Genomic DNA, 24,236 nt, shown 5'->3' on the forward strand with positions numbered 1-24,236 from the left:
GCAGGCGAGGGCGGGGTGCGGCAGGCGCACGCACCGCGCACCCCGACCAGGCCACCCCACCGAGGGCATTCGGTCCCCCGGTCCCAGGACGGTCGGACCTACTGACTGTGGCGCGCCGTCTCGTCTCGCTCACGTCGGCGAACCGTTCCCGACACCACAGGCAGTACCGCGTCCCCGCACCGGTCGAGCCGACGCCTGAGGCCGAAGCCGCCGGACTGCCGTCCGCGAGCGCAGAGGCCCCCTCCACGCGGCGAGCAGCGCGCTGACGTGGCCCACCGCGGCAGGCGAGGGCGGGGTGCGGCAGGCGCACGCACCGCGCACCCCGACCAGGCCACCCCACCGAGGGCATTCGGTCCCCCGGTCCCAGGACGGTCGGCCCTCCCGCGGGTGGGCCGGCGTGCGGAACGCTGGAGAGGCGTCAGGGGTCGGTCCGACGGGACGGTCCGAGGGACCGGCGACGACCGCCCGGCGGACACTGCCCGTGCGCCCCGGCCCCGATGCCGTCGCAGCTGCCACGGCCCGCACGACGTCACGCCGACGGGCGTCCCGGCACGACAGCATCCATCGCCCTGAAGGGAGTCGGACATGAGCCGCACCGTCGGTGAGGTGATGACCAGCGAGGTCGTCGAGGCGCGTCGGGAGACGTCGTTCAAGGACGTGGCCCGACTGCTGGACGGGCACGGCATCAGCGGCCTGCCCGTGGTGGACCACGACGACAAGGTCGTGGGGGTGATCTCCGAGACCGATCTGATACGCCGCCAGGCAGCCGGGCCCGCACCCGGCCGCGGTCGGCGGTTCCGCGGGCCCGTGCTGCGCCGTTCCACCCGTCGCGCGGACACCGCGACCGCCGCGGCCCACGCCCCGACCGCCGGAGAACTGATGTCGACGCCCGCCGTCACGGTGCACCCCGAGCAGCGCGTCGCGGACGCTGCCCGCGTCATGGAACGCCACCACGTGGACCGCCTTCCCGTGGTGGACGAGGAGGACCGGCTGATCGGCATCGCCACCCGGCGGGACCTGCTGCGGGTCTTCCTGCGGACGGACGAGGAGATCCGCCGGCACGTGAGCGACGAGGTCCTGACCCGTGCCATGTGCCTCCCGCCCCAGGCCGTGAACGTCATGGTCCGCGACGGCATGGTCACCCTGGAAGGGCAACTGGAGCACCGCACCGATCTCCCGCTCGCCGTCCGGCTGACGTGGCGCGTGGACGGAGTGGTCGGTGTCGTGAACAGTCTGACGTTCCGTGTCGACGACACCGATCCACCCGGGTGACACGCCGCGGACGGGATGACCCGCCCTCGGCTGCCCCGGAGATGACCGGGGCCGCCCGGCCCGCGCAGTGGGGCCGTTCAGACGCCCTCCGGGGACCGTGGGGACCTGGGGCGGACAGAGCTGCCGAGGAGACGCTGCTGGAGAGGCGGCCCGACAGCGGCGCCGCTCCGGTACCGGCCGCCGCGCGCGCGGCCCCACCTTCCGACGACGGAGGCACGCCACCATGACCCGCCACGCCGACCGAACCGCGACCGCCGCCCCAGCCGAGGCGCCCTCGGACATCGCCATCGCCGTGGACCGGCTGGTCGGCGACGGGCTCAAGGCGCTCGCCGACTACGAGGCCCTCGACCAGGACCAGGTCGACCACATCGTCAAGAAGGCGTCGGTCGCCGCCCTGGACCAGCACACCGCGCTGGCCCGGCTCGCGGTCGAGGAGACCGGGCGCGGCGTCTTCGAGGACAAGGCGGCGAAGAACATGTTCGCCTGCGAGCACGTCACGCACAGCATGGGCCCGATGAAGACCGTCGGGGTGATAGCCCGCGACGACATCGAGGACATGGTCGAGATCGCGGAACCGGTGGGCGTGGTGTGCGCGATCACCCCCGTCACCAACCCGACCTCCACCACGATCTTCAAGGCCCTGATGGCGCTGAAGACCCGCAACCCGGTCGTGTTCGCCTTCCACCCCTCGGCCCAGCGCTGCAGCGCGCGGGCGGCGCGTGTCGTGCGGGACGCGGCCGTCGCCGCCGGCGCGCCGGAGCACTGCATCCAGTGGATCGAGAGTCCGTCCGTCGAGGCCACCGGCACCCTGATGCGCCACCCGGGCGTCTCGCTGATCCTCGCCACCGGCGGCAACGCCATGGTCAAGGCCGCCTACTCGGCCGGAAAGCCCGCCCTGGGCGTGGGCGCGGGAAACGTCCCCGCGTACGTGCACGGCAGCGCCGACCTGCGTCGCGCCGTCAACGACCTCGTGCTGTCCAAGTCCTTCGACAACGGCATGATCTGCGCGTCCGAGCAGGCCGTCATCCTCGACACCGGGATCTACGACGCGGCCCTCGCCGAGTTCCGCGTCCTGCACGCCCATCTGGCCAACGCCGAGGAGAAAGCGAAGCTGGAGACGTACCTCTTCCCCGCCGACTCCTCGAACAGCGGCTGCGAACCCAAGGTCAACGCCAAGGCCGTCGGCCAGAGCCCGGCGTGGATCGCCGAGCAGGCCGGCTTCACCGTGCCCGCCGACACCTCGCTCATCCTGGTCGAGGCCGAACGCGTCGGTCCCGACGAGCCGTTGACCCGCGAGAAGCTGTGCCCGGTGCTCGCCGTGCTGCGCGCCGGCTCCGAGCAGCAGGGCTTCGACCTGGCCGCCGACATGGTCGCCTTCCACGGCCAGGGCCACAGCGCAGTCATCCACACCGGGGACACCGCGCTGGCGGAGGCGTACGGCAAGCGCATGAAGACCGTACGCGTCATCGTCAACGCCCCGTCCTCGCAGGGCGCCATCGGCGGCATCTACAACGGCCTGCTGCCGTCGCTGACGCTCGGCTGCGGATCGTGGGGCAGCACGTCGGTGTCCAACAACGTCTCCGCCGCCCAGCTGCTGAACGTCAAGCGGGTCGGCACGCGCCGCAACAACCTCCAGTGGTTCAAGGTCCCGCCGAAGATCTACTTCGAGCCGCAGGCCATCCGCTACCTGGCGTCCATGCCGGACGTCCACCGCGTCACGGTCGTCACCGACGCGACCATGACCCGACTCGGCTTCGTCGACCGCGTCAGCCGCGTCCTGCAGCGCCGCCCCGAGCCCGTGACGCTGCAGATCATCGACAACGTGGAACCGGAGCCGAGCATCGACTCCGTCCAGCGCGGCGCCCGCCTCATGCGCGACTTCCGCCCCGACACGATCATCGCGCTGGGTGGCGGCTCCCCGATGGACGCGGCCAAGGTGATGTGGCTGCTGTACGAGCAGCCCGACATCGACTTCGCCGACATGCGGCACAAGTTCTCCGACATCCGCAAGCGCGCCTTCCGCTTCCCCGTCCTCGGCAGGCTGGCCCGCCTGGTGTGCGTGCCCACGACCTCCGGCACCGGCGCCGAGGTCACCCCGTTCGCCGTCATCTCCGATCCCGCCACCGGCAAGAAGTACCCGCTGGCCGACTACGCGCTGACCCCCAGTGTGGCCATCGTCGACCCGCTGCTCACCACCGAGCTGCCCCCGGCACTGGCCGCCGACAGCGGCTTCGACGCCCTCACCCACGCCATCGAGGCGTATGTGTCCGTGTACGCCAACGACTTCACCGACGGCCTGGCGCTGCACGCGATCCGGCTGGTCTTCGACAACATCGAGCGGGCGGTCACCGACCGCGCCGGACGGCCGGACGCGCGGGAGAAGATGCACAACGCCGGCACCATCGCGGGCATGGCCTTCGGCAACGCCTTCCTCGGCATCGTCCACGCCATGTCCCACACCCTCGGCGCCACCTTCCACATCGCGCACGGGCGCACCAACGCGGTGCTGCTGCCGCACGTCATCCGCTACAACGGCACCGTCCCGACGAAGCTGACGGGCTGGCCCAAGTACGAGAGCTACCGCGCCCCCGAGCGCTTCCAGGACATCGCCCGCAGCCTCGGCCTGCCCGCCGCCACCGCGGCCGAGGGTGTGGAGTCCCTCGCCCGGGCCGTGGAACGCCTGCGCGACGCCGTCGGCATCGAGCCGTCGTTCCAGTCCCTCGGCGTCGCCGAACGGCCCTTCCTCGACGCCCTGCCGCAGCAGGCCCTGAACGCCTACGAGGACCAGTGCGCGCCCGCCAACCCGCGGATGCCGATGCTCGACGACATGCAGGAGCTCATGCGCACGGCGTACTACGGCCGCGTGAAGGGCCAGTCGGACAACGGCAGTTGACAGCACGCGCCGTCACGCGAACGGGCCCCGGGAGCTGCTCCCGGGGCCCGTCGTGCACCTGCGTGGCGCTCAGTCGTGCGGGACCACCACGACCGGCGCGGAGGCGTGCTGGAGCGCGGCGTGCGTCACCGGGCCGATGTGGCTGCCGACCGGCGTACGGCGGTGTTTCCGGCCCACGACGACCAGCGACGCGTCCCGCGAGGCGTGCACGAGGTGGCGGCCCGCGCCGCCGACGACGGCCTGCGCCCGCACCTCGACGCCCGGGAACTTGTCCTTCCACGGCCGCAGCACGTCGGTCAGCGTCAGCCGAACCTGCTCGGCCAGCTCGTCGTTGAGCCCGGCGTCCATGGCGGCGCCGTAGCCGTAGGCGGCCGGCAGCGACCAGCCGTGGACCACCCGCAGGTCGGCGGCGCGACGCTGGGCCGTCTCGAAGGCGAACCCGATGACAGCGTCCGCCGGGTTCTCCAGATCAAGGCCCAGCACCACGTCACGGTAGGAAGTCACGGCCTCTGGCCGATCCCCGTGCGCGGGAGTCTCGCCGGCTCGTACGAGGACGACGGGCCGCGGGCATCGCGCCACGACGGCGAGGGCCACGGAGCCGACCAGGAACCCGGCGAGTTCGCCGAGGCCCCGGGAGCCGAGGACCAGCAGGTCGGAGTTGTCGGCGGCGGCCAGGAGGGCGGGGACGGCCTGCTCCTGGGTCTGCTGTGTGGTGATCCGCAGACCGGGGTGCCGCTCGGCGAGCCGGGACTCCGTCTCGCGCAGCGTGTAGGCGGCCCACTCGCGCTGTGCGTCGATCGCGTCCGGTGCCGGGACCCCGGCGAGCGGCGCGTACAGGTAGCGCATCTGTTCCCCGCCGTGCAGGAGGCGCAGGGGCGCCTCGCGTTCCTGTGCTTCGCGGGCGGCCCAGTCGGCCGCGGCGAGGCTCTCGGGGGAGCCGTCGAGACCGACGGTGATGGTGGACATGTGCGGACCTCCTTCAGGGGTGCTCTGTCAGTCTCCGGTCCGCACCCGTGGGGCGGCAGGGGCCCGAGGTCCCTGCCGGGGGCCGAACGGCCCCAGGGTCACAGTGCGCGCAGGCCGTGCTCCCGGAACTGCTCGCGCACCCGCTCCGTCAGGTCCGGGTCGGGCGTGGGTGTGTCGCGGAGCGGGAAGGGGATTCCCAGCGCGTCGTACTTGTGAGCGCCCAGCTTGTGGAAGGGCAGGACGTCCACCCGGTCGACGTTTCCGAGGCCGGCGAGGAACGCGCCGAGGCCGTCGACGGCCGCCGGGTCGTCGGTCCAGCCGGGCACCAGGACGTAGCGGATCCACACCGGGACGCCGAGCCGGTCCAGGCGGGTGGCGAAGTTCAGGGTCGGGGCGAGTTCGCCGCCGGTCAGCCTCCGATAGGCGCGCACATCGAAGGACTTGACGTCCAGGAGCACCAGGTCGGTGTCGGCGAGCAGTTCGTCGCTCGCGCGGGCGCCGAGGAAGCCGGAGGTGTCCAGTGCGGTGTGCAGGCCGAGTTCCTTGCAGCGGTGGAAGACCGCGGCCGTGAACGCGGGTTGGAGCAGCGCCTCGCCGCCCGTCAGTGTCACGCCCCCGCCCGCCGTGGTGATGAACGCCCGGTACTTCTCGATCTCGGCCATCACCTCGTCGACGGTGGCCCGTGTGCCGTCGCGCATGTGCCAGGTGTCCGGGTTGGCGCAGTACAGGCAGCGCAGCGGACAGCCGCTGAGGAACAGCACGAACCGGGTCCCGGGGCCGTCCACTCCCGTGGACAGGTCCCAGGAGTGGATCCGGCCCGTCACCGGCTCGACCGTGGTGTTCACAGCGCTCCGTGGAAGGTGCGGCTGATCACGTCGAGTTGCTGCTCGCGGGTCAGGCGGACGAAGTTGACGGCGTACCCGGAGACCCGGACTGTCAACTCGGGGTACTTCTCGGGGTGTTCCATGGCGTCCTCCAGCGTCGCCCGGTCCAGGACGTTGACGTTCATGTGGAAGCCGCCGGAAGCGGTGTACGCGTCGAGGATGCCGACGAGGTGTCCCGCGCGCTCGGCCGGGTCGTGGCCGAGGCCCTCGGGGGTGATCGTCGTGGTCAGTGAGATGCCGTCGCGGGCCTGCTCGTACGGGAGCTTGGCCACCGAGAGGGCCGAGGCGGCCACACCGTGCCGGTCCCTGCCGTTCATCGGGTTGGCGCCGGGCGCGAACGGGGCGCCCGCGCGGCGGCCGTCGGGCGTGTTGCCGGTGTGCTTGCCGTAGACCACGTTCGAGGTGATGGTCAGCACCGACTGCGTGTGCTCGGCGTCGCGGTAGGTGGGGTGCCTGCGCACCTTCGCCATGAACGAGCGCACCAGGTCGGCGGCGAGGGCGTCGGCGCGGTCGTCGTTGTTGCCGTACGCCGGGTAGTCGCCCTCGATCTCGTAGTCGACGGCCAGTCCCGTCGCGTCCCGGACGACCCGCACGCGCGCGTGCTTGACGGCGGACAGGCTGTCGGCGGCGACCGACAGTCCCGCGATCCCGCAGGCCATGAAGCGGTGCACCGGGTGGTCGTGCAGGGCCATCTCGATGCGCTCGTAGGCGTACTTGTCGTGCATGTAGTGGATGACGTTGAGCGCGTTGACGTAGGTGGCCGCCAGCCAGTCGAGCATGTGGTCGTACGCCGCGACAAGCTGCTCGTAGTCCAGGTACTCGCCGGTCAGCGCGGGCTCCTCGGGGGCGATCTGCTCGCCGGTCATCTCGTCCCGGCCGCCGTTGATCGCGTACAGCAGCGCCTTGGCGAGATTGACCCGCGCCCCGAAGAACTGCATCTGCCTGCCCACGGCCATCGCCGAGACGCAGCAGGCGATCGCGGTGTCGTCGCCGGTGCGCGGGCGCATCAGGTCGTCGGACTCGTACTGGATGGCGCTGGTGTCGATGGAGACCTGCGCGCAGAACCGCTTGAACCCCCCGGGCAGCCGGGGCGACCACAGGACGGTGAGGTTGGGCTCGGGTGCCGGGCCGAGGTTGTACAGGGTCTGCAGGAAGCGGAAGGAGCTGCGGGTGACCAGCGGGCGGCCGTCGGTTCCGATGCCGCCGATGGACTCCGTCACCCAGGTGGGGTCGCCGGAGAACAGGGCGTCGTACTCGGGTGTGCGCAGGAACCGTACGATCCGCAGCTTGATCACGAAGTCGTCGATCAGCTCCTGGGCGCGGCTCTCGTCGAGGACGCCCTCGTCCAGGTCCCGCTGCAGGTAGACGTCCAGGAAGGTGGAGGTGCGGCCCAGCGACATGGCGGCGCCGTTCTGCTCCTTCACCGCGGCCAGGAAGCCGAGGTAGAGCCACTGCACCGCCTCGTGGGCGGTGGCGGCGGGACGGGTCACGTCGCAGCCGTAGGTGTCGGCCATCTGTGCCAGCTCTCCCACCGCCCGTATCTGCTCGGCGAGTTCCTCGCGGTCGCGGATGACGTCCGGGGTGGAGGGCTGGGCGTCCAGGAGGGCGCGTTCGGCCTGCTTGGCCTCGGTCAGCCGGGTCGTGCCGTACAGCGCGACACGCCGGTAGTCGCCGATGATCCGGCCGCGGCCGTAGGCGTCGGGCAGTCCGGTGATGATGCCGGCCTTGCGGGCGGCGCGCATCTCGGGGGTGTACGCGTCGAAGACGCCGTCGTTGTGGGTCTTGCGGTAGGTGCCGAAGACGCGGGTGACGAAGGGGTCGGCCCGGTAGCCGTACGCCTTGAGCCCGTTCTCGACCATGCGCAGCCCGCCGTTGGGCATGATCGCCCGCCGGAGCGGGGCGTCGGTCTGCAGGCCGACGATCAGCTCGCGGTCCCGGTCGATGAAGCCCGGCCGGTGGGAGGTGATGGTGGACGGGTTGCCCGGGTCGACGTCGAGGATGCCCCGGCGCCGCTCTTCCGGGAACAGGGCGGCGACCTTCCCCCAGACGGCGAGCGTGCGCTCGGTGGGCCCGGCCAGGAACGAGGAATCGCCGTCGTAGGGCGTGTAGTTGGCCTGGATGAAGTCGCGCACGTCGACGTGGTCCCGCCAGTGCGTGCCGGCGAAGCCGCGCCATGCCTCGGTCCTCGCACGGGGTCCAGCTGTCACCGTTGCCGTCATCGCCGGTCTCTCCCTCAGTCGCTCTGCATGCGAACCTCTGCGATCTCGATGCTCGTCCTCCGTCCTGCCCTCGGGGAGGGCCGGTCGGCGTACCGGTTGCGCGCCATCCGTCCCTGCCGGACCGGGCCGATGGGCCCCGTCACACCGGCGGGGAGGAGTTCGCGCGGCCTCTACGGCGTCTCCCCGCTCGGCGTCGGTCCTGAGCACGGCGAGACAGGGCCGGGAAGAGCGGAACAGGGCCGGGAGGAGACCGTGCCCGCGCCGTGCGGCCCTGGGGCCGATGGGGCTATGAGGCCGATGCGCCCGAGTCGATGGGGCCGTTGGTCCCCACTTCACCCCACACGGCGAAACACCGCCGAAACACGGGCGGGTGCCTGATACACAGAAGGCCGCCGCCCTGATGCGAAGCGGCGCTCGTCCCACCACTTCCGCCCTGCCTGGGAGGCCCCATGCTGTCCGCAGAGTCCACCGCCGTGGTCCGTGCCACCCTGCCCGCGGTCGCCGGCGCACTCGACGAGATCACGACGCGTTTCTACGGCGCGATGTTCCGCGACCGGCCGGAACTGCTCGACGGGATGTTCAACCGCGGCAACCAGGCCAGCGGGGCCCAGCGGCGCGCCCTGGCCGGCTCGATCGCCGGGTTCGCGACCGCGCTGCTCGACGACCCCGACACCCGCCCGGACACGCTCCTGGACCGGATCGCGCACAAGCACGCCGCGGTCGGGGTCACCGACGACCAGTACACGATCGTCCACAAGTACCTGTTCGGTGCGATCGCCGAGGTGCTCGGCGACGCCGTCACCTCGGAGGTGGCGGCCGCCTGGGACGAGGTGTACTGGCTGATGGCCGGCGCCCTGATCGGCCGCGAGGCCCGCCTCTACCAGGACGCGGCCGTGGAGCCCGGCAAGGTGTGGCGGCAGTGGACCGTCGTCGAGCGCCGCACCGAGACCCCGGACACCGTGTCCTTCCTGCTCCGCCCCGCCGACGGCGAACCCGCACCGCCGGCCCGCGCGGGCCAGTACGTCAGTGTGCGCGTGCTCATGGCCGACGGCGTCCACCAGGTGCGGCAGTACAGCCTGTCCTCCGACCCCGGCGACGACCTGCGGCGGATCACCGTGAAGCGGGTCGCGGGCACGGCCGGCGAACCGGACGGCGAGGTCTCCCACCTGCTGCACGAGCAGGTCGGCGCGGGCGACGAACTGACCCTGTCCGCGCCCTTCGGCGACATCTTCCTCGACGACGCGGACGACAGCGCCGATCCGGTCGTCCTGGTGTCCGCGGGAATCGGCTGCACTCCCATGACCGGCATACTGGCCCACCTCGCCGCCACCGGATCGCCCCGCCCGGTGCTGGCGCTGCACGCCGACCGCTCCCCCGCCGAGCACGCCCTGCGCGCCGAGACCCGCGAGCTGGTCGGCCAACTGCCCGGCGCCCGCGCCGTGTTCTGGTACGAGCAGCCCGGCACGGAGGAACCCGACGCCCGCACCGGCCTGATGGACCTCGACGGGATCGAACTGCCCCAGAACGCCACGGTGTTCCTCTGCGGCCCGCTGCCGTTCATGCGCGAGGTGCGCGGACAGCTGCTGCGCGCCGGTGTCCCCGCCCGGAGCATCCACTACGAGGTCTTCGGCCCCGACCTGTGGCTGCCCGGCGCCACGGCCTGAACCACACCGACCCGACACTGCTTCGAAGGAGGGATCCGCATGACCGGCGACACCGCACAGGGGTCACCCGCGGTTCTGCTGCGCTGCGAGGGCGCCGTGGACGAGAACACCCTGGAGTACGCCCGTACGAAGATCGACGCCGTGGTCACCCGGCCGGGACTGCCCGCCGTCACCGGCGAGGTGCGTATCGTCCGAGCCGCCACGCACCACGCCGACCGCCCCTGGACGGCCACGGCCGACCTGCACGTGGGCCGGCGGCAGGTGGTCGTCCTCGCCGAGGAGGCCACCGGCACCGAGGTCGTCGACCAGCTCCAGGACCGGATGCGCCGGCAGACCGACAGGGCCGCCCACGTCTCCGACGACCACCACCGGACGGCGGCCCCGCCGTGGCGCGGCGGGCCGCACTCGGCGTGAGTCCGCGATGAGCACGGCCCGGCCGGTGACGGTCCACCGACCGGGCCGTCCGGACCGGACCGGTGACCGACGGCCCGGAGACGGGACCCACCACCGCAGGGAACCGTGGGGTCCGCGGTCCCCGATCGACGGACGAGAACGAGGAGTTGTGTGATGGCGAAGGCGTATCTGGTGGGCAGCGGCATAGCGGCACTGGCCGCGGCCACGTTCCTGATCCGCGACGGAGGGTTCGACGGAACGGACATCCACCTCTTCGAGGAGCAGCGGACCATCGGCGGCAGCCTGGACGCCGGCGGCAGCGCGGACGCCGGCTACACCATGCGCGGCGGGCGGATGTTCGAGGCCGAGTTCCGCTGCACGTACGACCTGCTGTCCGGCATCCCCACCCTCGACGACCCCGCGGTGTCGGTGACGCAGGAGATCCTGGCCGGGCACGAGGACTTCGCCTGGGACGACATCGCCCGCCTCGTCGACGGGAACGGGCAGATCGTCGACACGAAGTCGATGGGGTTCTCCGAGCGGGACCGGCTGGAACTGGTCCGTTGTCTGGCGACCCCGGAGGGGCACCTGGACGGCAAGCGGATCACCGACTGCTTCGGCGAGCACTTCTTCATCACGAACTTCTGGTTCATGTGGTGCACCACGTTCGCCTTCCAGCCCTGGCACAGCGCGATCGAGTTCCGCCGCTACCTCAGGCGCTTCGTCCATCTCTTCCCTGAGTTCGCCTCCATGTCCGGCATCCACCGGACCCGCTACAACCAGTACGACTCCATCGTGCGGCCGCTGGTGGCCTGGCTGCGCGAGCGCGGCGTCACCCTCCACACCGGCTGCCGCGTCACCGACCTCGGCTTCGGTCCGGGGCTGCGGAGCAGCACGGTCGAGACCCTCTACGTGACCCGGGACGGACGCCAGGAGAAGATCGCTGTCGCGCCCCAGGACCTCGTTCTGGTCACCAACGGCTCCATGACCGACGCCTCCAGCCTCGGCACGCACACCTCTGCCCCGCCCCCGCCTCCCCAGCGCTCGGACGCCTGGCTGCTCTGGCACCGGCTCGCCCGCGGACGCGAGGACTTCGGCAACCCGGGTGCCTTCGACAAGCAGGTGCAGGAGTCCCTCTGGGAGTCGTTCACGGTCACCGCCAAGGACCCGGCCTTCCTGGACGCGCTGGCCCGGTTGAGCGGCCGGGAGACCGGCAGGGGCGGCCTGATGACGTTCACCGGCTCCAACTGGCTGCTCACCATCGTCGCCAACCGCCAGCCCGTCTACCGCGACCAGCCCGAGGGCGTCTCGGTCTGGTGGGGCTACGGGCTGTTCCCCGACCGCGCGGGCAACTCCACGCCCAAGCCGATGACGATGTGCTCCGGCCGGGAGATCCTGGAGGAGGTCCTGCACCACCTGCACCTCGACGAGCCGACGGCGGCCCGCGTGCTGGAGACCTCCACCGTGGTGCCGTGCGTGATGCCGTACATCACCAGCCAGTTCCTGGCCCGCCGCGGCGGCGACCGGCCCCAGGTCGTGCCCGAGGGCTCGGTCAACCTCGCTTTCATCGGACAGTTCGCCGAGGTCCCCGACGACGTCGTCTTCACCGTCGAGTACTCGGTACGGACCGCCTGGACGGCGGTGTCCCGACTCCTGAAGCTCGACAAGCACCCGCCCGCGGTCCACAAGGGCCACCACGACCCCCACGTCCTGGCCGCGGCCCTCGAGACCATGCACCGCCGGTAGCGGCGGAACGATCGGGCGGCACCCAGCCCGCGACGGCCTCCCGTACGGTCTCCTTCGCCGGGGCGGGGGCCCCGGGGGGTCAGAAGTCGGTCGGGGTGCCGAGGCCGGTGAGGGCGCCGACGGGGTCCAGGTCGGGGGTGCCGCGGGGCCACCAGTCGTCCCGGCCCGGTTCGGACTCGTAGGCGTACCACAGGCCGTCGCGGCCGAGGCGGAGCTGGAGGTGGCCGCGGGGGTGGGTGAGGTGGTTGCGCGAGGGCCGGAAGGCGGGGAGGTCCGCGGCGAGGAGGAGGGGACGGGCGCGGTCGAAACGGCCGGCCGGTGGGTCCCAGGGTTCTTCGAGGACGGCGAGTCCTTCGAGCCCGCCCTGTCTCCAGGCGGCGACCGCGCGGGCCAGGTCGGCCGGGGTGCGGTCGGTGGCGGCGGCCAGGGAGGCGTAGAGGGCGCGGGTGCCGGCGGTCAGACCTGAACCGGGGCGGGCGGCGGCGAGGCGTACCGCGTCCTGCCAGAGGGTGAGCTCGCCGACCGGGTCGCGGCCGGTGCCGAGCAGGGCGTGCGCGCGGGCCGCGGCGTCGGTGGCCAGCTGGTCCAGGGCGAAGGGGTCGGGGCCGCCCGGGGACGCGGGGTAGGCCGGGGGCTGCTCGGGGTGCGGCGGGACGGGCAACGGAGCCGGGAGCGGCGGGAGTCGGCGGGGCGCGAGCGCCTCACTGGCCCGTACGCCGGGCAGCGGGGCCGGCTCGTGTTCCTGGGCGGCACGGGCCGCGCGGGCGGCGCTGAGACGGGACAGGGCGTCGAGCAGTTCTCGTTCGCCCCGGCCGCGCAGCAGGAGCAGGACGAAGGGGTCGGCGTCGAGAAGGCGTGCCGTCTGGTAGCAGAGGGCGGCGGCGTGCTTGCAGGGGTGCCCTCGGTCGGGGCAGCTGCACTGCGGTTCGAGATCGCCGGGGCCGGGAAGCAACGGCACTCCGCAGTCGGCCAGCGCCTGGGGCATCTCCCTGTCGAGCAGCGCGGCGATGTGTCCGGTCCGGTCGGCGGCGAGGTCCAGGAACCGGTCCCAGTCGGCGTCCCCGAGCGTCCGCAGCCGCACCTGCACGCGGTACGGCCTGGGGCGGCTGCCCTTCACATAGGCGAGCACCAGTCCCGGCGTCACGGTGATCGCGTCCACATGCCCCTGCTCGGCATAGCTCCGGCCCCGCGCAAGCCGTTTGACGTCCAGCGCGCCCTCCTCCAACGCGGCGACCCAGGCGTTGCCCCACCAGGTGGCGGCGAACCGGGAGTCCTCGGAGGTGCGGGGAGGGAAGGCGGGGAAGGTGCGGCGCAGGTCGTTGTCCCGGTTGGGGGCGGCCATGGAGTGGGGGTGGCGGGGGGACGCGTAGGTGGTCGAGTGGCTGGCCCCGGGGGGCGTGGGGGTCTCGTCGGCGGGCGTCGGCGCGGCAGTGTCGAGTCCGTCGGTGGCGCCGTCGGGGACGGGGGCTGCCTTGCCCGGGTAACTCCCTTGCTGGGCCGGGTCGTTGCTCTCCCGCTCATCCCCCGGCGGGGCTGCGTCGTCGGGCATCCGGAAGACGTCGGCCAGCAACTCCCGTACGTCACGCGCCCGGGCGCCGGCGACCGAACCCGGGGTCCGGCCCCGGTCCCGGGACATGGCCGGGGTGCTCCTGCGCGACCGACGCGCGGTGGCCTCCGCTTCCGCCGCCTCGGCGTCGGCCCGCCTCTTCCGAGCCGCGCGCAGCGCTTCACGGGCGGCATCGGCGGGGCGTGCGCCGGGACGCCCGGCCCCGGTGTCACGGGCGCCCGCAGCAGCCTTGGCGTCCCGATCCGTCTGCCCACCCGTGGCCTCGACGGCGGCGGCGCCGTCGCCCTCGCCCCGAGGTGGGACACCGGCCGGGTTGACGACCGAGCCCCGCCGGGCCTCGACACCATCCGGGAGGGGCGCGCCGGCCTGCACAGAACCCACGGAGCCGAAGACAGCCCCACCGGCACCGGCCTCGGAACCGCCCGCCCCCGCAGCGCTGGCCGCCTCTCGCACAACCTCCCTGTCCGCCCCGGTAGCCGTAGCCCCGTCCGCACCCCCCTTCGCCTCGCGCTCCGCCCGCTCCCGTGCGGCCCGCAGGGCGCGGCGGGCCTCCTCGGCGGGGCCCGGGGTCATGACGGCCTCCTCAGGGAGACCAGGTCGGTCAGTTCGCGGTCGGTGAGTTCCGTGAGGGCGGACTCGCCGGAGCCGAGGATCGCGTCGGCGAGGGCGCGCTTGGATTCGAGCATCTCGGCGATGCGGTCCTCCACCGTGCCCTCGGTGATGAGGCGGTGGACCTGGACGGGCTGGGTCTGGCCGATGCGGTAGGCGCGGTCGGTGGCCTGTTCCTCGACGGCAGGGTTCCACCAGCGGTCGAAGTGGACGACATGGCCCGCGCGGGTGAGGTTGAGGCCGGTGCCCGCCGCCTTCAACGACAGGACGAGCACCGGGATCGCACCGCTCTGGAAACGGTCCACCATGCGCTCGCGCTCCAGCACCGGCGTCCCGCCGTGCAGCAGGTCGACCGGGACCGCGCGGGCGGCGAGGTGGGCGGTGATCAGGCGGGCCATTCCCACGTACTGCGTGAAGACCAGCGCCGAGCCGTCCTCGGCCAGCAGGGTGTCCAACAGCTCGTCCAGCAGGGCCAGTTTGCCGGACCGGGCGACCAGTCGCTCGCCGGCCGCCGGCGGGACCTCCTCCTTGAGGTACAGCGCGGGGTGGTCGCAGATCTGCTTCAGCGCGCCCAGCAGCTTCAGCACCATGCCCCTGCGCGCGATGCCCTGCGCCGTCTCGATCGCCAGCATCGACTCGCGCACCACCGCCTCGTACAGCGAGGCCTGTTCGCGGGTGAGCGGTACCGGGTGGTCCGTCTCCGTCTTGGGCGGCAGCTCGGGGACGATGCCCGGGTCGGACTTCTTGCGGCGCAGGAGGAAGGGCCGCACCAGCCGGGCCAGCCTGGTCACCGCCTCCTCGTCCTCGCCGTTCTCCACCGCGCGCGCGTGCCGGGCACGGAAGGACTTCAGAGGGCCGAGGAGTCCGGGGGTGGTCCAGTCGAGAAGGGCCCAGAGCTCAGAGAGGTTGTTCTCGACCGGTGTGCCGGTCAGCGCCACGCGCGCCGGCGAGGGGATCGTGCGCAGGGCCTTCGCGGTCGCCGAGTACGGGTTCTTGACGTGCTGGGCCTCGTCCGCGACGACCATGCCCCAGCGCTGCTCGGCCAGCCGGGCCGCCGCCGCGCGCATGGTGCCGTACGTGGTGAGGACGAAGCCGCCGTCGACGTCGTCGAGGCTGCGGTCCGTGCCGTGGAAGCGGCGGACGGGGACGCCGGGCGCGAACCGGGTGATCTCGCGCTGCCAGTTGCCCAGGAGCGAGGCGGGGCAGACGACGAGGGTCGGCTCGCGGCGCGCCCGGCGCAGGTGCAGGGCGATGACGGTGATGGTCTTGCCGAGCCCCATGTCGTCGGCGAGGCAGCCGCCGAGGCCGAGGGAGGTCATGAGGTCCAGCCAGGCCAGGCCGCGCAGTTGGTAGTCGCGGAGCGTGGCGTGCAGGCCCGCGGGAGGTTCGGCCGGGTGCACGCCGGTCGTCAGGCGGTCGCGCAGGGCGGCGAGCGCGCCGACCGGCACCGCGTCCACCGTCTCACCGTCGACCTCCGCGCTGCCGGTCAGGGCGACGGAGAGGGCGTCGACCGGGTCGAGCAGGCCCAGTTCGCGTTTGCGGGCCTTGCGGACGAGGGCGGGGTCGACGAGGACCCACTGGTCCCTGAGGCGTACGACAGGACGGTGGGCCTCGGCCAGCGCGTCCATCTCGGCCTCGCTGAGCGGGTCGCCGCCGAGCGCCAACTGCCAGCGGAACTGGAGGAGTTCCTCGCTCTCGAAGAAGCCGGTGCCGTCGGTCGCCGAGCCCGGAGCGGGTCGTACGACCGCCGCCGCGGTGAGGTCCTGGGCCAGGTCCCGCGGCCAGTGCACCGCCACTCCGGCCGCCGCGAGCCGGGGCGCCGCCACGCCGAGCAGGTCGCCCAACTCCTCGTCGGACAGGGCCAGTACGTCGGGTACGTCCTGCTCGGAGAGCCGGTCGAGGGGCGGCCAGACCCGTGCGGCGCGCCGCACCGCGAGGGCCGCGTCCACGCGGGCGCGTGGTCCGAAGACGGCGTCGGCGTCCCCCGCCCACAGGGCCGCCGCGTCGGTCACCAGGGTCGGGTCGGCGAGGCTGTGCACCTGGACGATCGCGGCGCCCGCGCTGCGCACTCCGTCGCCCTCGGCGTTGAACAGGTTGTACGCCGACAGGTCAAGGCGCAGGGAGATCCGCACGCCCGCGTCCATGCCGGCGGCGACTTCCGCGGCCCAGTCCTGGGCGTGCGGCAACCGCTGCGGGGCCTGGGCGGCGAAGGGCTTGCCGGAGGCGTAGGGGGCCGCGGGGGTGCGGGGCAGGGTGTCGGCGACGGCGTCCAGGAAGGAACGCATCAGGGCTTCCGGTTCCGGGAGCCGCAGCGGGCCGGGGCCTGGCAGCGGCACCGCGTGGCCCTCGTGGGGCAGGGCGGCGGCGACCGCGCGCAGGTGGGCGATGTCGTCCGGGTCGAGGGGGCCGGCCCGCCAGGCGTCGTGGCCGGTGGCGGTGAGGCCGGGGAGCAGGCGGCCGCGTGCGGTGAGCCGCAGGGCGTGCAGGGCGGCCGCGCCCCAGCAGGCGGTGGCGGGATGGGCGGCGGGATCGCGCCGGGCCCGGACCAGCAGCGGCAGGGCCTCGGCGACCGGGAGCGTCAGGGCGGGGGCGGTCCGGCGCCGGACTGCGGATCCATGCGGTCGTACGACGGTGAGTTCGGCTGGATCGGGCAGCGCCGCACCGGCCTCGCCGTCCACGGTGGGCAGGGGCAGGCCCTCGGGGTCCCAGAACGCGACGCGGCCCTCGCGGGGCAGGGGCGCGGGCAGGAAGACGGCGGCGAGCCGGACGGGGACGGCCACCGCCCCCTGCTGCTCGCGCCCGCGCTCGGCCGGCACGGCCCTGTCGCTCATACGTCCTGTCACCTCCCGCCCGCATGTCGGATCAGTCGTCTTCGACTCTACGGGCGGGGTCTGACAATCGGCTCCGGTGACCGGCCGGGGCCGCTCGCCGGACCGGCCGGGTCAGGGGACCGTGCGCGAGACGACGTACACCTTCGGGGCGTTCGGCACGGTCAGGTTGACCATGACGTCCTGGGTGGGCGCCGGGTCCTTCTGCGAGTGGGTCAGGCCCCACCAGGAGCGGGGGCCGTCGAACTTCCAGCCGCTGACCTTCTGGTCGCGCTCGCTGATGGTGATGTCGTTCTTCTTGAGGTCGGCGCGGCTGACGCCCATGCCGGTGAGGAAGGCGGCGAGGCCCGCGTCGGTTGTGCGGAACTGGACGTAGAGACGGCTGGTCTTCCAGTTGTTGGTCTCGTAGGAGGCGACCAGGTCGGCGGGGTGCGGGACCGGCACCTGGTAGAGGCGGCGCTGGACCTTGGACGGCCAGTCGGGCGTGAGGCCGGTCGCCGAGTACTTCGCCTCCTTGTCCTTGCCGCTGTCACGGCTCTGGTTGGCGGAGATCACCAGATAGCCGGCGGGGACGCCGATGAGCAGGCCGATGATGAGCAGCGTGATCGCCCTGCGGCGGATCATGTGGCGGCGGTCCTCGGTGGGCCGCTCCGGTTCGCCGGGGGGCGCCGGGGCCTGGCGCGGCAGGGATGCCGTCATGCGGTGTCCCGGGACGTACGGCGGGCCTCCACGTACCGTTCGTAGCGCTCGTGCCGCTCCACCCGGCGCCGGTTGGCGCGCCGGAAGCGGCGGGCGACCAGGCGGGCGAGGTCGGCGGCGCCGACCATGCCGGCCTCGGGGCCGAGCTGGGCGCGGGCGATGCGGGCCTCGGGGCGGTAGCCGCGGCCGGTGAGCTGGCGCTTGAAGGCGTCCCGCGCGGGTCCGATCAGCAGGTCGTCGGCCGCGCTGACGCCACCGCCGATGACGAAGCAGGACGGGTCGAGGGCGGCGGCGAGGTTGGCGATGCCGACACCGAGCCACTGGCCGATGTCCTGGAGCAGCTCGATGCACATCGCGTCGCCCTCGCGGGCCAGCTCGGTGATCATCGGGCCGGTGATGTCGCCGATGTTGCCCTTGACGTGCTCGATGATCCCGTACGCCACCGGGGAGTCGGCGGCGGCCAGCTCCCTGGCCTCCCTGACCAGCGCGTTGCCGGAGCTGTACTGCTCCCAGCAGCCGCGGTTGCCGCACGGGCAGCGGTGGCCGCCGGGGACGACCTGCATATGGCCGAACTCGCCGGCGACACCGTACTTGCCGCGCTTGACCTGGCCGTCCTCCAGGATCGCGCCGCCGATGCCGGTGCCGAGCGTGATCATGACCAGGTGGTCCTCGCCGCGGCCCGCGCCGAAGCGCCACTCGGCCCAGGCGGCGGTGTTCGCGTCGTTGTCCACGAGGACGGGGACCGCGAGGCGGCCGGCGATGCGGTCCCGGAGGGGCTCGTTGCGCCAGGACAGGTGCGGGGCGAACAGCACGCGGTTGCGGTCGGCGTCGACCCAGCCGGCCGCGCCGATGCCGACGGCGTGCACGTCGTGACGGTCGGACAGGTCCAGGACCAGTTCGACGATGGTGTCCTCGACGACCTTGGGGCTCTTGGACTTGTCCGGGGTCTCGGTGCGGACCTTCTCCAGGATGTTGCCGTCGGCGTCGACGACACCCGCCATGACCTTGGTGCCGCCGATGTCGATGCCCACTGTCGGCACGCGGGGTGCGGTCAGGTGTGAGCGGCGTTCCCGCGTGCCGACGGTCCGCAGGGCGGGGGCGCGGCGGGAGCCTATGGGGGCGCTGAAGTTGCCGTAGGTGCTCATCGGCCCTGATTCTGCCGCACGCTCACGCTGGGCGCCGAACAGGGGAGCAAAGGAGGGTGCGCGCGTCATCCCGGGTGCGGCTCGTACGTGGCTGATCGCGCAGTTCCCCGCGCCCCTTCAGGGGCGCACCAGGAGCTGGAATTCGAATGAATAGCGAGTCGGGCGGTATGTGTGCGTACCGTACTCGACCGCTCGCCCCGTGTCGTCGAAGGTCACTCGCTGCATGGTCAGCAAAGGGGCGCCCGCCTCCTCGACCAGGCGTTCGGCCTCCTCCGTCGTGGCCGCTCTCGCGCCGATCGTCTGGCGGGCGCTGTGGAGCGTGATGCCTGCCGCTCGCATCATGCGGTAGAGGCCCGTGGTCTCCAGCTGCGCGGTGTCCAGGTCGAGGAGGGCAGGCGGGATGAAGTTGCACAGGTGCGCCATCGGCTCTCCGTGGGCCATGCGCAGCCGCTCCACCTGGTGCACGTCGCTGCCCTCGGGGACGCCGAGCGCGGCGGCGATCTCGGCGGTGGCGGGGACGACGGTGTTGACGAGGACCTTCGTGGCGGGGCGCTGGCCGGCCGCCTCCAGGTCGTCGTAGAGGCTGCTGAGCTCCAGGGGGCGCTTGACCTGGCTGTGCACGACCTGGGTGCCGACTCCGCGGCGGCGCACGAGCAGGCCCTTGTCGACGAGCGACTGGATGGCCTGGCGGACAGTGGGCCGGGACAGGCCGAGCCGGGCGGCGAGCTCGATCTCGTTGCCCAGCAGGCTGCCCGGGGTGAGCGTCCCGTGCTCGATCGCGGCCTCCAGCTGCTGGGACAACTGGAAGTACAACGGCACCGGGCTGCTGCGGTCCACACTGAGCTCGAGCGTCACGGTCGGGTCCACTTCTGGTTTCGGCACGGGCCCGAGCGTAGCTCTGTGCGCTGTTGACGGGAAGTCGTGTAGTCAGATTGTCCGGACATACGGATTGACAGCGCAGGGTTCGCGGCCACACTTTGTTCACATGCGCATCGGGGTCATAGGGACGGGCCGCATCGGCACCATTCATGCGAACACGCTCAGCCGCCATCGGGAGGTCGGTTCCTTAATCCTCACGGACGCGGACGGCGCGCGGGCCCAGGAGCTCGCGCACCGCCTGGGGGAGACCGCTGCCCCCGGCGTCGACGAGATCTTCAAATGGGGCGTGGACGCCGTGGTGATCACTACGGCGACCTCGGCCCACGCCGAGCTGATCGGCCGGGCGGCGCGCTCGGGACTGCCGGTGTTCTGCGAGAAGCCCATCGCGCTGGACCTGCCCGGCACGCTGCACGCGATCGCCGAGGTGGAGACCGCCGGGACGATTCTGCAGATGGGCTTCCAGCGCCGCTTCGACGCGGGCTACACGGGCGCGCGGGAGGCGGTGCGCTCGGGGCGGCTCGGACGGCTGCACACCGTGCGGGCGCTGACCTCCGACCAGGCGCCGCCGCCTGCGGAGTGGCTGCCGCTGTCCGGAGGGCTGTACCGGGACACCCTCATCCACGACTTCGACATCCTGCGCTGGGTGACCGGCCACGAGATCGTCGACGTGTACGCGGCCGGATCCGACGCCGGTCCCCCGATGTTCCGGGCCGCGGGGGACGTCGACACCGCGGCGACGGTGCTGACCCTCGACGACGGGACCCTCGCGACGGCCACGGCCACGCGGCTGAACGGCGCCGGGTACGACGTGCGCATGGAGCTGGCCGGGGAGCTGGACCAGGTCGTGGTGGGCCTGGACGACCGTACGCCGATCGCGTCCACCGAGCCCACCGGGCCGCCGGCCGCCGACAAGCCGTGGACGGGCTTCCTGGAGCGGTTCGGACCGGCCTACGAGGCCGAACTGGCCGCGTTCATCGAGGTGGTCCGGGGTGAGCGGGCGAACCCCTGCGACGGGCGCGAGGCGTTGCAGGCGCTACGGGTCGCCGAGGCGTGCGAGGTGTCCCGACGGGAGCGCAGGGCCGTACACCTGGCGGAGATCCAGGGCGGCGCGAACGCGACCGCGTTCTGAACCCACCCCGCGCTACCACCGCACCACCAGACTCCGCACCCCCCCTGATCAGCATGCCCGGCAGCCACTCCCCCGCAGGCCCGTCCAGCGCCAGAGCCGGGGCGCGCTCCAAAAGGGACCCGATCGCCGTGCGCGCCTCCAGGCGGGCCAGCGGGGCGCCCAGGCAGTAGTGGATGCCGTGGCCGAACGCGAGGTGGCCGCGGGGGTCGCGGCGGATGTCGAAGCGGGCCGGGGCCGGGTAGCGGGAGTCGTCGCGGTCGGCCGCGCTCAGGCAGATCATCACCGGGTCGCCCTTGGCCATGGTCCGTCCGGCTATCTCCAGGGGCTCGGCGGCGTACCGGAACGTGGCGTTCTCCACCGGGCCCTCATAGCGCAGTGTCTCCTCGACCGCGCCGTCGATGAGGCTCATGTCGGCGCGCAGGGCGGCGAGTTGGTCCGGGTGGGTGAGCAGGGCGTGCACACCGTTGGTGATGAGGTTGACCGTGGTCTCGTGGCCCGCGATCAGCAGCAGGAAGGCCATGCCGCGCAGCTCGGACGCGGAGAGCCGGTCGCCGTCCTCGGCGGTGGTGCGGATGAGGTCGCCGAGCAGGTCGTCGCTCGGCCCGGCGCCCCGCTTGTCCTCGATGAGCTCCTTCAGGTACTCGCCGAGGCGCTGGACGGCGTCGTACGCGCTCTCCGGGCTGGTGGGCGCCACGACCTCCGTGGACAGTTTGCGGAACTCCGTGCGGTCCATCTCGGGCACGCCGAGGAGCTCGCAGATCACGGTGATCGGCAGCGGGTAGGCGAGCCACTGCACCAGGTCGGCCCGGCCGTGCGGCAACATCGCGTCGAGGAGGTCGTCGGTGATCTCCTGGATCCTGGGCCGCAGTCGCTCCACCCGGCGCATGGTGAAGGCGCGCGAGACCAGGCCGCGCAGTCTCGTGTGCTCGGGTGGGTCACTGTTCAGCAGATGGCGGCCGATCAGCGCCTCGTCGTCGAACACCGTGCCGATGCGACGGCCGTCCTTGGACAGTCTCGGATCGGCGAGGGCCGCGCGCGCCTCCTCGTGCCCGACGACCAGCCAGGTCGCGTAGTCGGCGTCGGAGCCGGGCGGCCGCACCCGGTGCACGGGGCCGAGGGCGCGCAACTCGGCGTACACGGGGTGCGGGTCGGCACGGAACGCGTCGCCGTACTCCCCGAGATCGATCACTGCTTCGGTCATGGACTCCCCCCTCACCCCCTCAACGCCCGGCAGGCGCGCCTAGTGCCCGTCCGGCTCGGGTTCCTCGACCTGCTCCAGCAGTCCCGCGTCGTACGCCAACAGCGCGATCTGCACCCGGTTGTTGAGGTCGAGCTTGGCCAGGACGCGGGACACATGGGTCTTGACGGTGGCGACGCTCATGTAGAGGGCGGCGGCGATCTCGGCGTTGGACAGGCCCCGGCCGACGGCGACGGCCACCTCGCGTTCGCGGTCGTTGAGGGCGGCGAGGCGCTCACGCGCGCGTGCCCGCCGGGTGTCGGCGGCGGTGCCGGCCGCGTGCTCCATCAGCTGGCGGGTGACGGTGGGCGACAGGACGGGGTCGCCGGCCGCGACCCGGCGGACGGCGGCGAGGATCTCGGCGGGCGGGGTGTCCTTGAGGACGAATCCGGCGGCGCCCGCGCGCAGGGCACGCAGGACCTGCTCGTCGGCGTGGAAGGTGGTCAGGACGACGACCTGCGGGGCGTCGGGACGGCCACGCAGTTGTTCGGTGGCGGTGAGGCCGTCCGCCGACGGCATCCTGAGGTCCATGAGGACGACGTCCGGGCGGGTGCGTTCGACGGCGGCCTCGACCTCGGTGCCGTCCGCCGCCTCTCCGACGATCTCGATGTCCTCGGCGCCGCCCAGCATCAGGGACAGACCGGCCCGCACGAGGGGGTCGTCGTCGACCAGGAGCAGTCTGATCACAGTCATGAGCCATACGTAATCACGTGGAGGCAGGGCGCAATCACCCTGCGGGCGGGCGAGTTGCCCGGCCATCGGTGGCGGGGAACGTCACCCCCACGGCAGCCACGCCTCCACCCGGAACGCCCCGTCCTCCTCCGGCCCGTGTTCCAGCCGGCCCCCGGCGAGCGTGGCGCGCTCGGTGAGGCCGATCAGCCCCTGGCCCGAGCCGGGGACGTGCGGCACCTCGCCCTCGGGCGGGGGGTTGCGTACGGCCACGACGAGGCCCTCGCCCGGGCCGCCGGTGACCGTGACGGTGACCTCCGCGCCGGGGGCGTGCTTGCGGGCGTTGGTGAGGCCCTCCTGGGCGATGCGGTAGGCGGTACGGCCCACCGAGGCGGGCACGGCGGCCGGGTCGGTGACACGGCTGTCGAGGGTGACCTTCATACCGGTCTCGCGGGACTCGGCGACCAGCGCGTCCAGCGCCCCGAGGGTCGGCTGGGGGCGGCCCGCGTCGTCGTGGTCCGCGGCCCGCAGCACCCCGATGATCTCCCGCAGGTCCTGGAGCGCCTCGTGCGCGCTCTCCCGGATGACCCCGGCCGCCCGCGCGACCTCCTCCCGGGGCGCGTCCGGCCGGAACTCCAGGGCGCCCGCGTGGACGCTCAGCAGGGTCAGCCGGTGCGCGAGAACGTCGTGCATCTCGCGGGCGATGGCCTCGCGGGCGAGCCGCTGCGCCTGCTCGGCCCGCAGCCGCGCCTCGGTCTCGGCGCGCCGGGCGCGGTCGCGGAGGCTGAAGATGAGCTGCCGTTTGGCCCGCACCAGCAGGCCCCATCCGACGATCGCGGCGGTCAGCACCACGGAGAGGACGACCGAGACGAGGTAGGGCAGGTCCGCGTCGGGCCGCAGCCGGTAGATGAGCGGGACCAGGGCGATGTTGGCGCCGCCCACCCAGGCGACGTACCGGAAGGGGCGGTGCACGGCGAGGGTGAAGACGGCGATCATGCAGGCGCCGCCCGCGGTGTCCGAGAGCAGCCCGAGCGGGATCGTGCCCAGGGCGAGGCCCAGCGGCCGGCGGCGGCGCAGCCATACGGCGGCGCAGGCGGCCGCGCCGAGCAGCTGGTCGGCGGTGGCGGCGGTGTGGGACACATGCGGGTTGTCGCCCACCGCGTCCGCGGCGATCAGGCCGATGAGGACGGCCAGGAGGAAGCAGGAGAAGTCGACGATCCAGTCGCGGGCGGTGCGCCGGGGCCGCCGTCCGGACCGCGCGTCGGTGGGGTCGAACTCGTGGATCACCGCGGAGGGCATCAGCCAGCGTCGGCCGGAGAAGGCCGGGGGTTCGGGAACCGTCTCGTCACCGCTCACGGTCGACAAATCTACGCAGCGAGGTCCGTTGGCACCTCCCCGCGAACGGGATCGGCGACCAAAGTCGCGGCAGCGCAGACT

General features: G+C 72.9%; 16 protein-coding genes and 1 pseudogene. 6 read left to right on the top strand and 11 right to left on the bottom strand.

All coding sequences use genetic code 11. From position 1 onward, the window contains the following. Positions 1-585 precede the first annotated feature (585 nt). Both ACFYZ8_RS29880 and adhE read left to right on the top strand, forming a co-directional pair. Positions 586-1,272 (top strand): CBS domain-containing protein, encoded by a 687-nt coding sequence (locus tag ACFYZ8_RS29880; RefSeq protein WP_388538209.1) that lies wholly within the window; start codon positions 586-588, stop codon positions 1,270-1,272. A 223-nt stretch (positions 1,273-1,495) separates the two neighbouring features. Continuing rightward, positions 1,496-4,165 (top strand): bifunctional acetaldehyde-CoA/alcohol dehydrogenase, encoded by a 2,670-nt coding sequence (gene adhE / locus ACFYZ8_RS29885; protein ID WP_388538208.1) that lies wholly within the window; start codon positions 1,496-1,498, stop codon positions 4,163-4,165. 69 nt (positions 4,166-4,234) lie between these two features. On the opposite strand, the gene ACFYZ8_RS29890 is transcribed toward adhE, so the two are convergent. From ACFYZ8_RS29890 to pflB, 3 genes are all read right to left on the bottom strand, one after another. Next, positions 4,235-5,131 carry a universal stress protein gene (locus ACFYZ8_RS29890; protein ID WP_388538206.1) on the bottom strand — a complete coding sequence of 299 codons (897 nt, stop codon included), beginning with the start codon at positions 5,129-5,131 and terminating at the stop codon, positions 4,235-4,237. 98 nt (positions 5,132-5,229) lie between these two features. Then, positions 5,230-5,976, bottom strand: a complete 747-nt coding sequence (gene pflA / locus ACFYZ8_RS29895; protein WP_388538204.1) for a pyruvate formate-lyase-activating protein — start codon at positions 5,974-5,976, stop codon at positions 5,230-5,232. Continuing rightward, positions 5,973-8,234 carry a formate C-acetyltransferase gene (gene pflB, locus ACFYZ8_RS29900; RefSeq protein ID WP_388538202.1) on the bottom strand — a complete coding sequence of 754 codons (2,262 nt, stop codon included), beginning with the start codon at positions 8,232-8,234 and terminating at the stop codon, positions 5,973-5,975. Before pflB ends, pflA begins: the two co-directional genes overlap by 4 nt. A 449-nt stretch (positions 8,235-8,683) precedes the next feature. Here pflB and ACFYZ8_RS29905 point away from each other — a divergent pair, with 449 nt between their 5' ends. The 3 genes from ACFYZ8_RS29905 (at position 8,684) to ACFYZ8_RS29915 (ending at position 12,037) form a co-directional block, all read left to right on the top strand. After that, complete coding sequence (locus ACFYZ8_RS29905; RefSeq protein ID WP_388538200.1) at positions 8,684-9,898, top strand: globin domain-containing protein; 1,215 nt, start codon at positions 8,684-8,686, stop codon at positions 9,896-9,898. A 39-nt stretch (positions 9,899-9,937) separates the two neighbouring features. Continuing rightward, a complete protein-coding gene (locus ACFYZ8_RS29910) occupies positions 9,938-10,312 on the top strand; it encodes a hypothetical protein (protein ID WP_388538198.1) in 375 nt (124 codons plus the stop codon). A 150-nt stretch (positions 10,313-10,462) separates the two neighbouring features. After that, complete coding sequence (locus ACFYZ8_RS29915) at positions 10,463-12,037, top strand: oleate hydratase (protein ID WP_388538196.1); 1,575 nt, start codon at positions 10,463-10,465, stop codon at positions 12,035-12,037. Positions 12,038-12,116: 79 nt separating this feature from the next. On the opposite strand, the gene ACFYZ8_RS29920 is transcribed toward ACFYZ8_RS29915, so the two are convergent. The 5 genes from ACFYZ8_RS29920 to ACFYZ8_RS29940 all read right to left on the bottom strand — a co-directional run bounded on the left by ACFYZ8_RS29920 (position 12,117) and on the right by ACFYZ8_RS29940 (position 19,740). Continuing rightward, positions 12,117-14,177 carry an SWIM zinc finger family protein gene (locus ACFYZ8_RS29920; RefSeq protein WP_388538194.1) on the bottom strand — a complete coding sequence of 687 codons (2,061 nt, stop codon included), beginning with the start codon at positions 14,175-14,177 and terminating at the stop codon, positions 12,117-12,119. Next, on the bottom strand, positions 14,174-17,044 hold the full coding sequence (locus ACFYZ8_RS29925; RefSeq protein WP_388538192.1) for an SNF2-related protein: 2,871 nt from the start codon (positions 17,042-17,044) through the stop codon (positions 14,174-14,176). Before ACFYZ8_RS29925 ends, ACFYZ8_RS29920 begins: the two co-directional genes overlap by 4 nt. A 111-nt stretch (positions 17,045-17,155) precedes the next feature. Next, positions 17,156-17,740, bottom strand: coding sequence for a sugar kinase (locus ACFYZ8_RS29930; protein WP_359035215.1), 585 nt, complete (start codon positions 17,738-17,740; stop codon positions 17,156-17,158). After that, positions 17,737-18,885 carry an ROK family glucokinase gene (locus ACFYZ8_RS29935; RefSeq protein ID WP_123763956.1) on the bottom strand — a complete coding sequence of 383 codons (1,149 nt, stop codon included), beginning with the start codon at positions 18,883-18,885 and terminating at the stop codon, positions 17,737-17,739. Before ACFYZ8_RS29935 ends, ACFYZ8_RS29930 begins: the two co-directional genes overlap by 4 nt. 117 nt (positions 18,886-19,002) lie before the next feature. Then, the gene (locus ACFYZ8_RS29940; RefSeq protein WP_359035280.1) at positions 19,003-19,740 is read right to left on the bottom strand and encodes a GntR family transcriptional regulator; all 738 of its coding nucleotides are present in this window, start codon (positions 19,738-19,740) and stop codon (positions 19,003-19,005) included. Between the two features lie 130 nt (positions 19,741-19,870). Here ACFYZ8_RS29940 and ACFYZ8_RS29945 point away from each other — a divergent pair, with 130 nt between their 5' ends. Then, positions 19,871-20,893 (top strand): Gfo/Idh/MocA family oxidoreductase, encoded by a 1,023-nt coding sequence (locus ACFYZ8_RS29945; RefSeq protein ID WP_359035217.1) that lies wholly within the window; start codon positions 19,871-19,873, stop codon positions 20,891-20,893. A 12-nt stretch (positions 20,894-20,905) separates the two neighbouring features. On the opposite strand, the pseudogene ACFYZ8_RS29950 reads toward ACFYZ8_RS29945, so the two are convergent. The 3 genes and pseudogenes from ACFYZ8_RS29950 to ACFYZ8_RS29960 all read right to left on the bottom strand — a co-directional run bounded on the left by ACFYZ8_RS29950 (position 20,906) and on the right by ACFYZ8_RS29960 (position 24,164). Then, positions 20,906-22,094 (bottom strand): annotated as a pseudogene (locus ACFYZ8_RS29950) (cytochrome P450). Positions 22,095-22,133: 39 nt separating this feature from the next. Further along, complete coding sequence (locus ACFYZ8_RS29955) at positions 22,134-22,823, bottom strand: response regulator (protein WP_388538189.1); 690 nt, start codon at positions 22,821-22,823, stop codon at positions 22,134-22,136. 81 nt (positions 22,824-22,904) lie between these two features. Further along, complete coding sequence (locus ACFYZ8_RS29960) at positions 22,905-24,164, bottom strand: sensor histidine kinase (protein WP_388538187.1); 1,260 nt, start codon at positions 24,162-24,164, stop codon at positions 22,905-22,907. Positions 24,165-24,236: the final 72 nt, after the last annotated feature.

Source organism: Streptomyces sp. NPDC001668 (assembly GCF_042893155.1).
Classification (GTDB): Bacteria; Actinomycetota; Actinomycetes; order Streptomycetales; family Streptomycetaceae; genus Streptomyces.

Excerpts from the sequence above, each read along its gene's own strand:
- ACFYZ8_RS29880 (WP_388538209.1), top strand. The coding sequence starts at position 586 with ATGAGCCGCACCGTCGGTGAGGTGATGACCAGCGAGGTCGTCGAGGCG.
- adhE (WP_388538208.1), top strand. The coding sequence starts at position 1,496 with ATGACCCGCCACGCCGACCGAACCGCGACCGCCGCCCCAGCCGAGGCG.
- ACFYZ8_RS29890 (WP_388538206.1), bottom strand. The coding sequence starts at position 5,131 with ATGTCCACCATCACCGTCGGTCTCGACGGCTCCCCCGAGAGCCTCGCC.
- pflB (WP_388538202.1), bottom strand. The coding sequence starts at position 8,234 with ATGACGGCAACGGTGACAGCTGGACCCCGTGCGAGGACCGAGGCATGG.
- ACFYZ8_RS29905 (WP_388538200.1), top strand. The coding sequence starts at position 8,684 with ATGCTGTCCGCAGAGTCCACCGCCGTGGTCCGTGCCACCCTGCCCGCG.
- ACFYZ8_RS29910 (WP_388538198.1), top strand. The coding sequence starts at position 9,938 with ATGACCGGCGACACCGCACAGGGGTCACCCGCGGTTCTGCTGCGCTGC.
- ACFYZ8_RS29920 (WP_388538194.1), bottom strand. The coding sequence starts at position 14,177 with ATGACCCCGGGCCCCGCCGAGGAGGCCCGCCGCGCCCTGCGGGCCGCA.
- ACFYZ8_RS29925 (WP_388538192.1), bottom strand. The coding sequence starts at position 17,044 with ATGAGCGACAGGGCCGTGCCGGCCGAGCGCGGGCGCGAGCAGCAGGGG.
- ACFYZ8_RS29930 (WP_359035215.1), bottom strand. The coding sequence starts at position 17,740 with ATGACGGCATCCCTGCCGCGCCAGGCCCCGGCGCCCCCCGGCGAACCG.
- ACFYZ8_RS29935 (WP_123763956.1), bottom strand. The coding sequence starts at position 18,885 with ATGAGCACCTACGGCAACTTCAGCGCCCCCATAGGCTCCCGCCGCGCC.
- ACFYZ8_RS29945 (WP_359035217.1), top strand. The coding sequence starts at position 19,871 with ATGCGCATCGGGGTCATAGGGACGGGCCGCATCGGCACCATTCATGCG.
- ACFYZ8_RS29955 (WP_388538189.1), bottom strand. The coding sequence starts at position 22,823 with ATGACTGTGATCAGACTGCTCCTGGTCGACGACGACCCCCTCGTGCGG.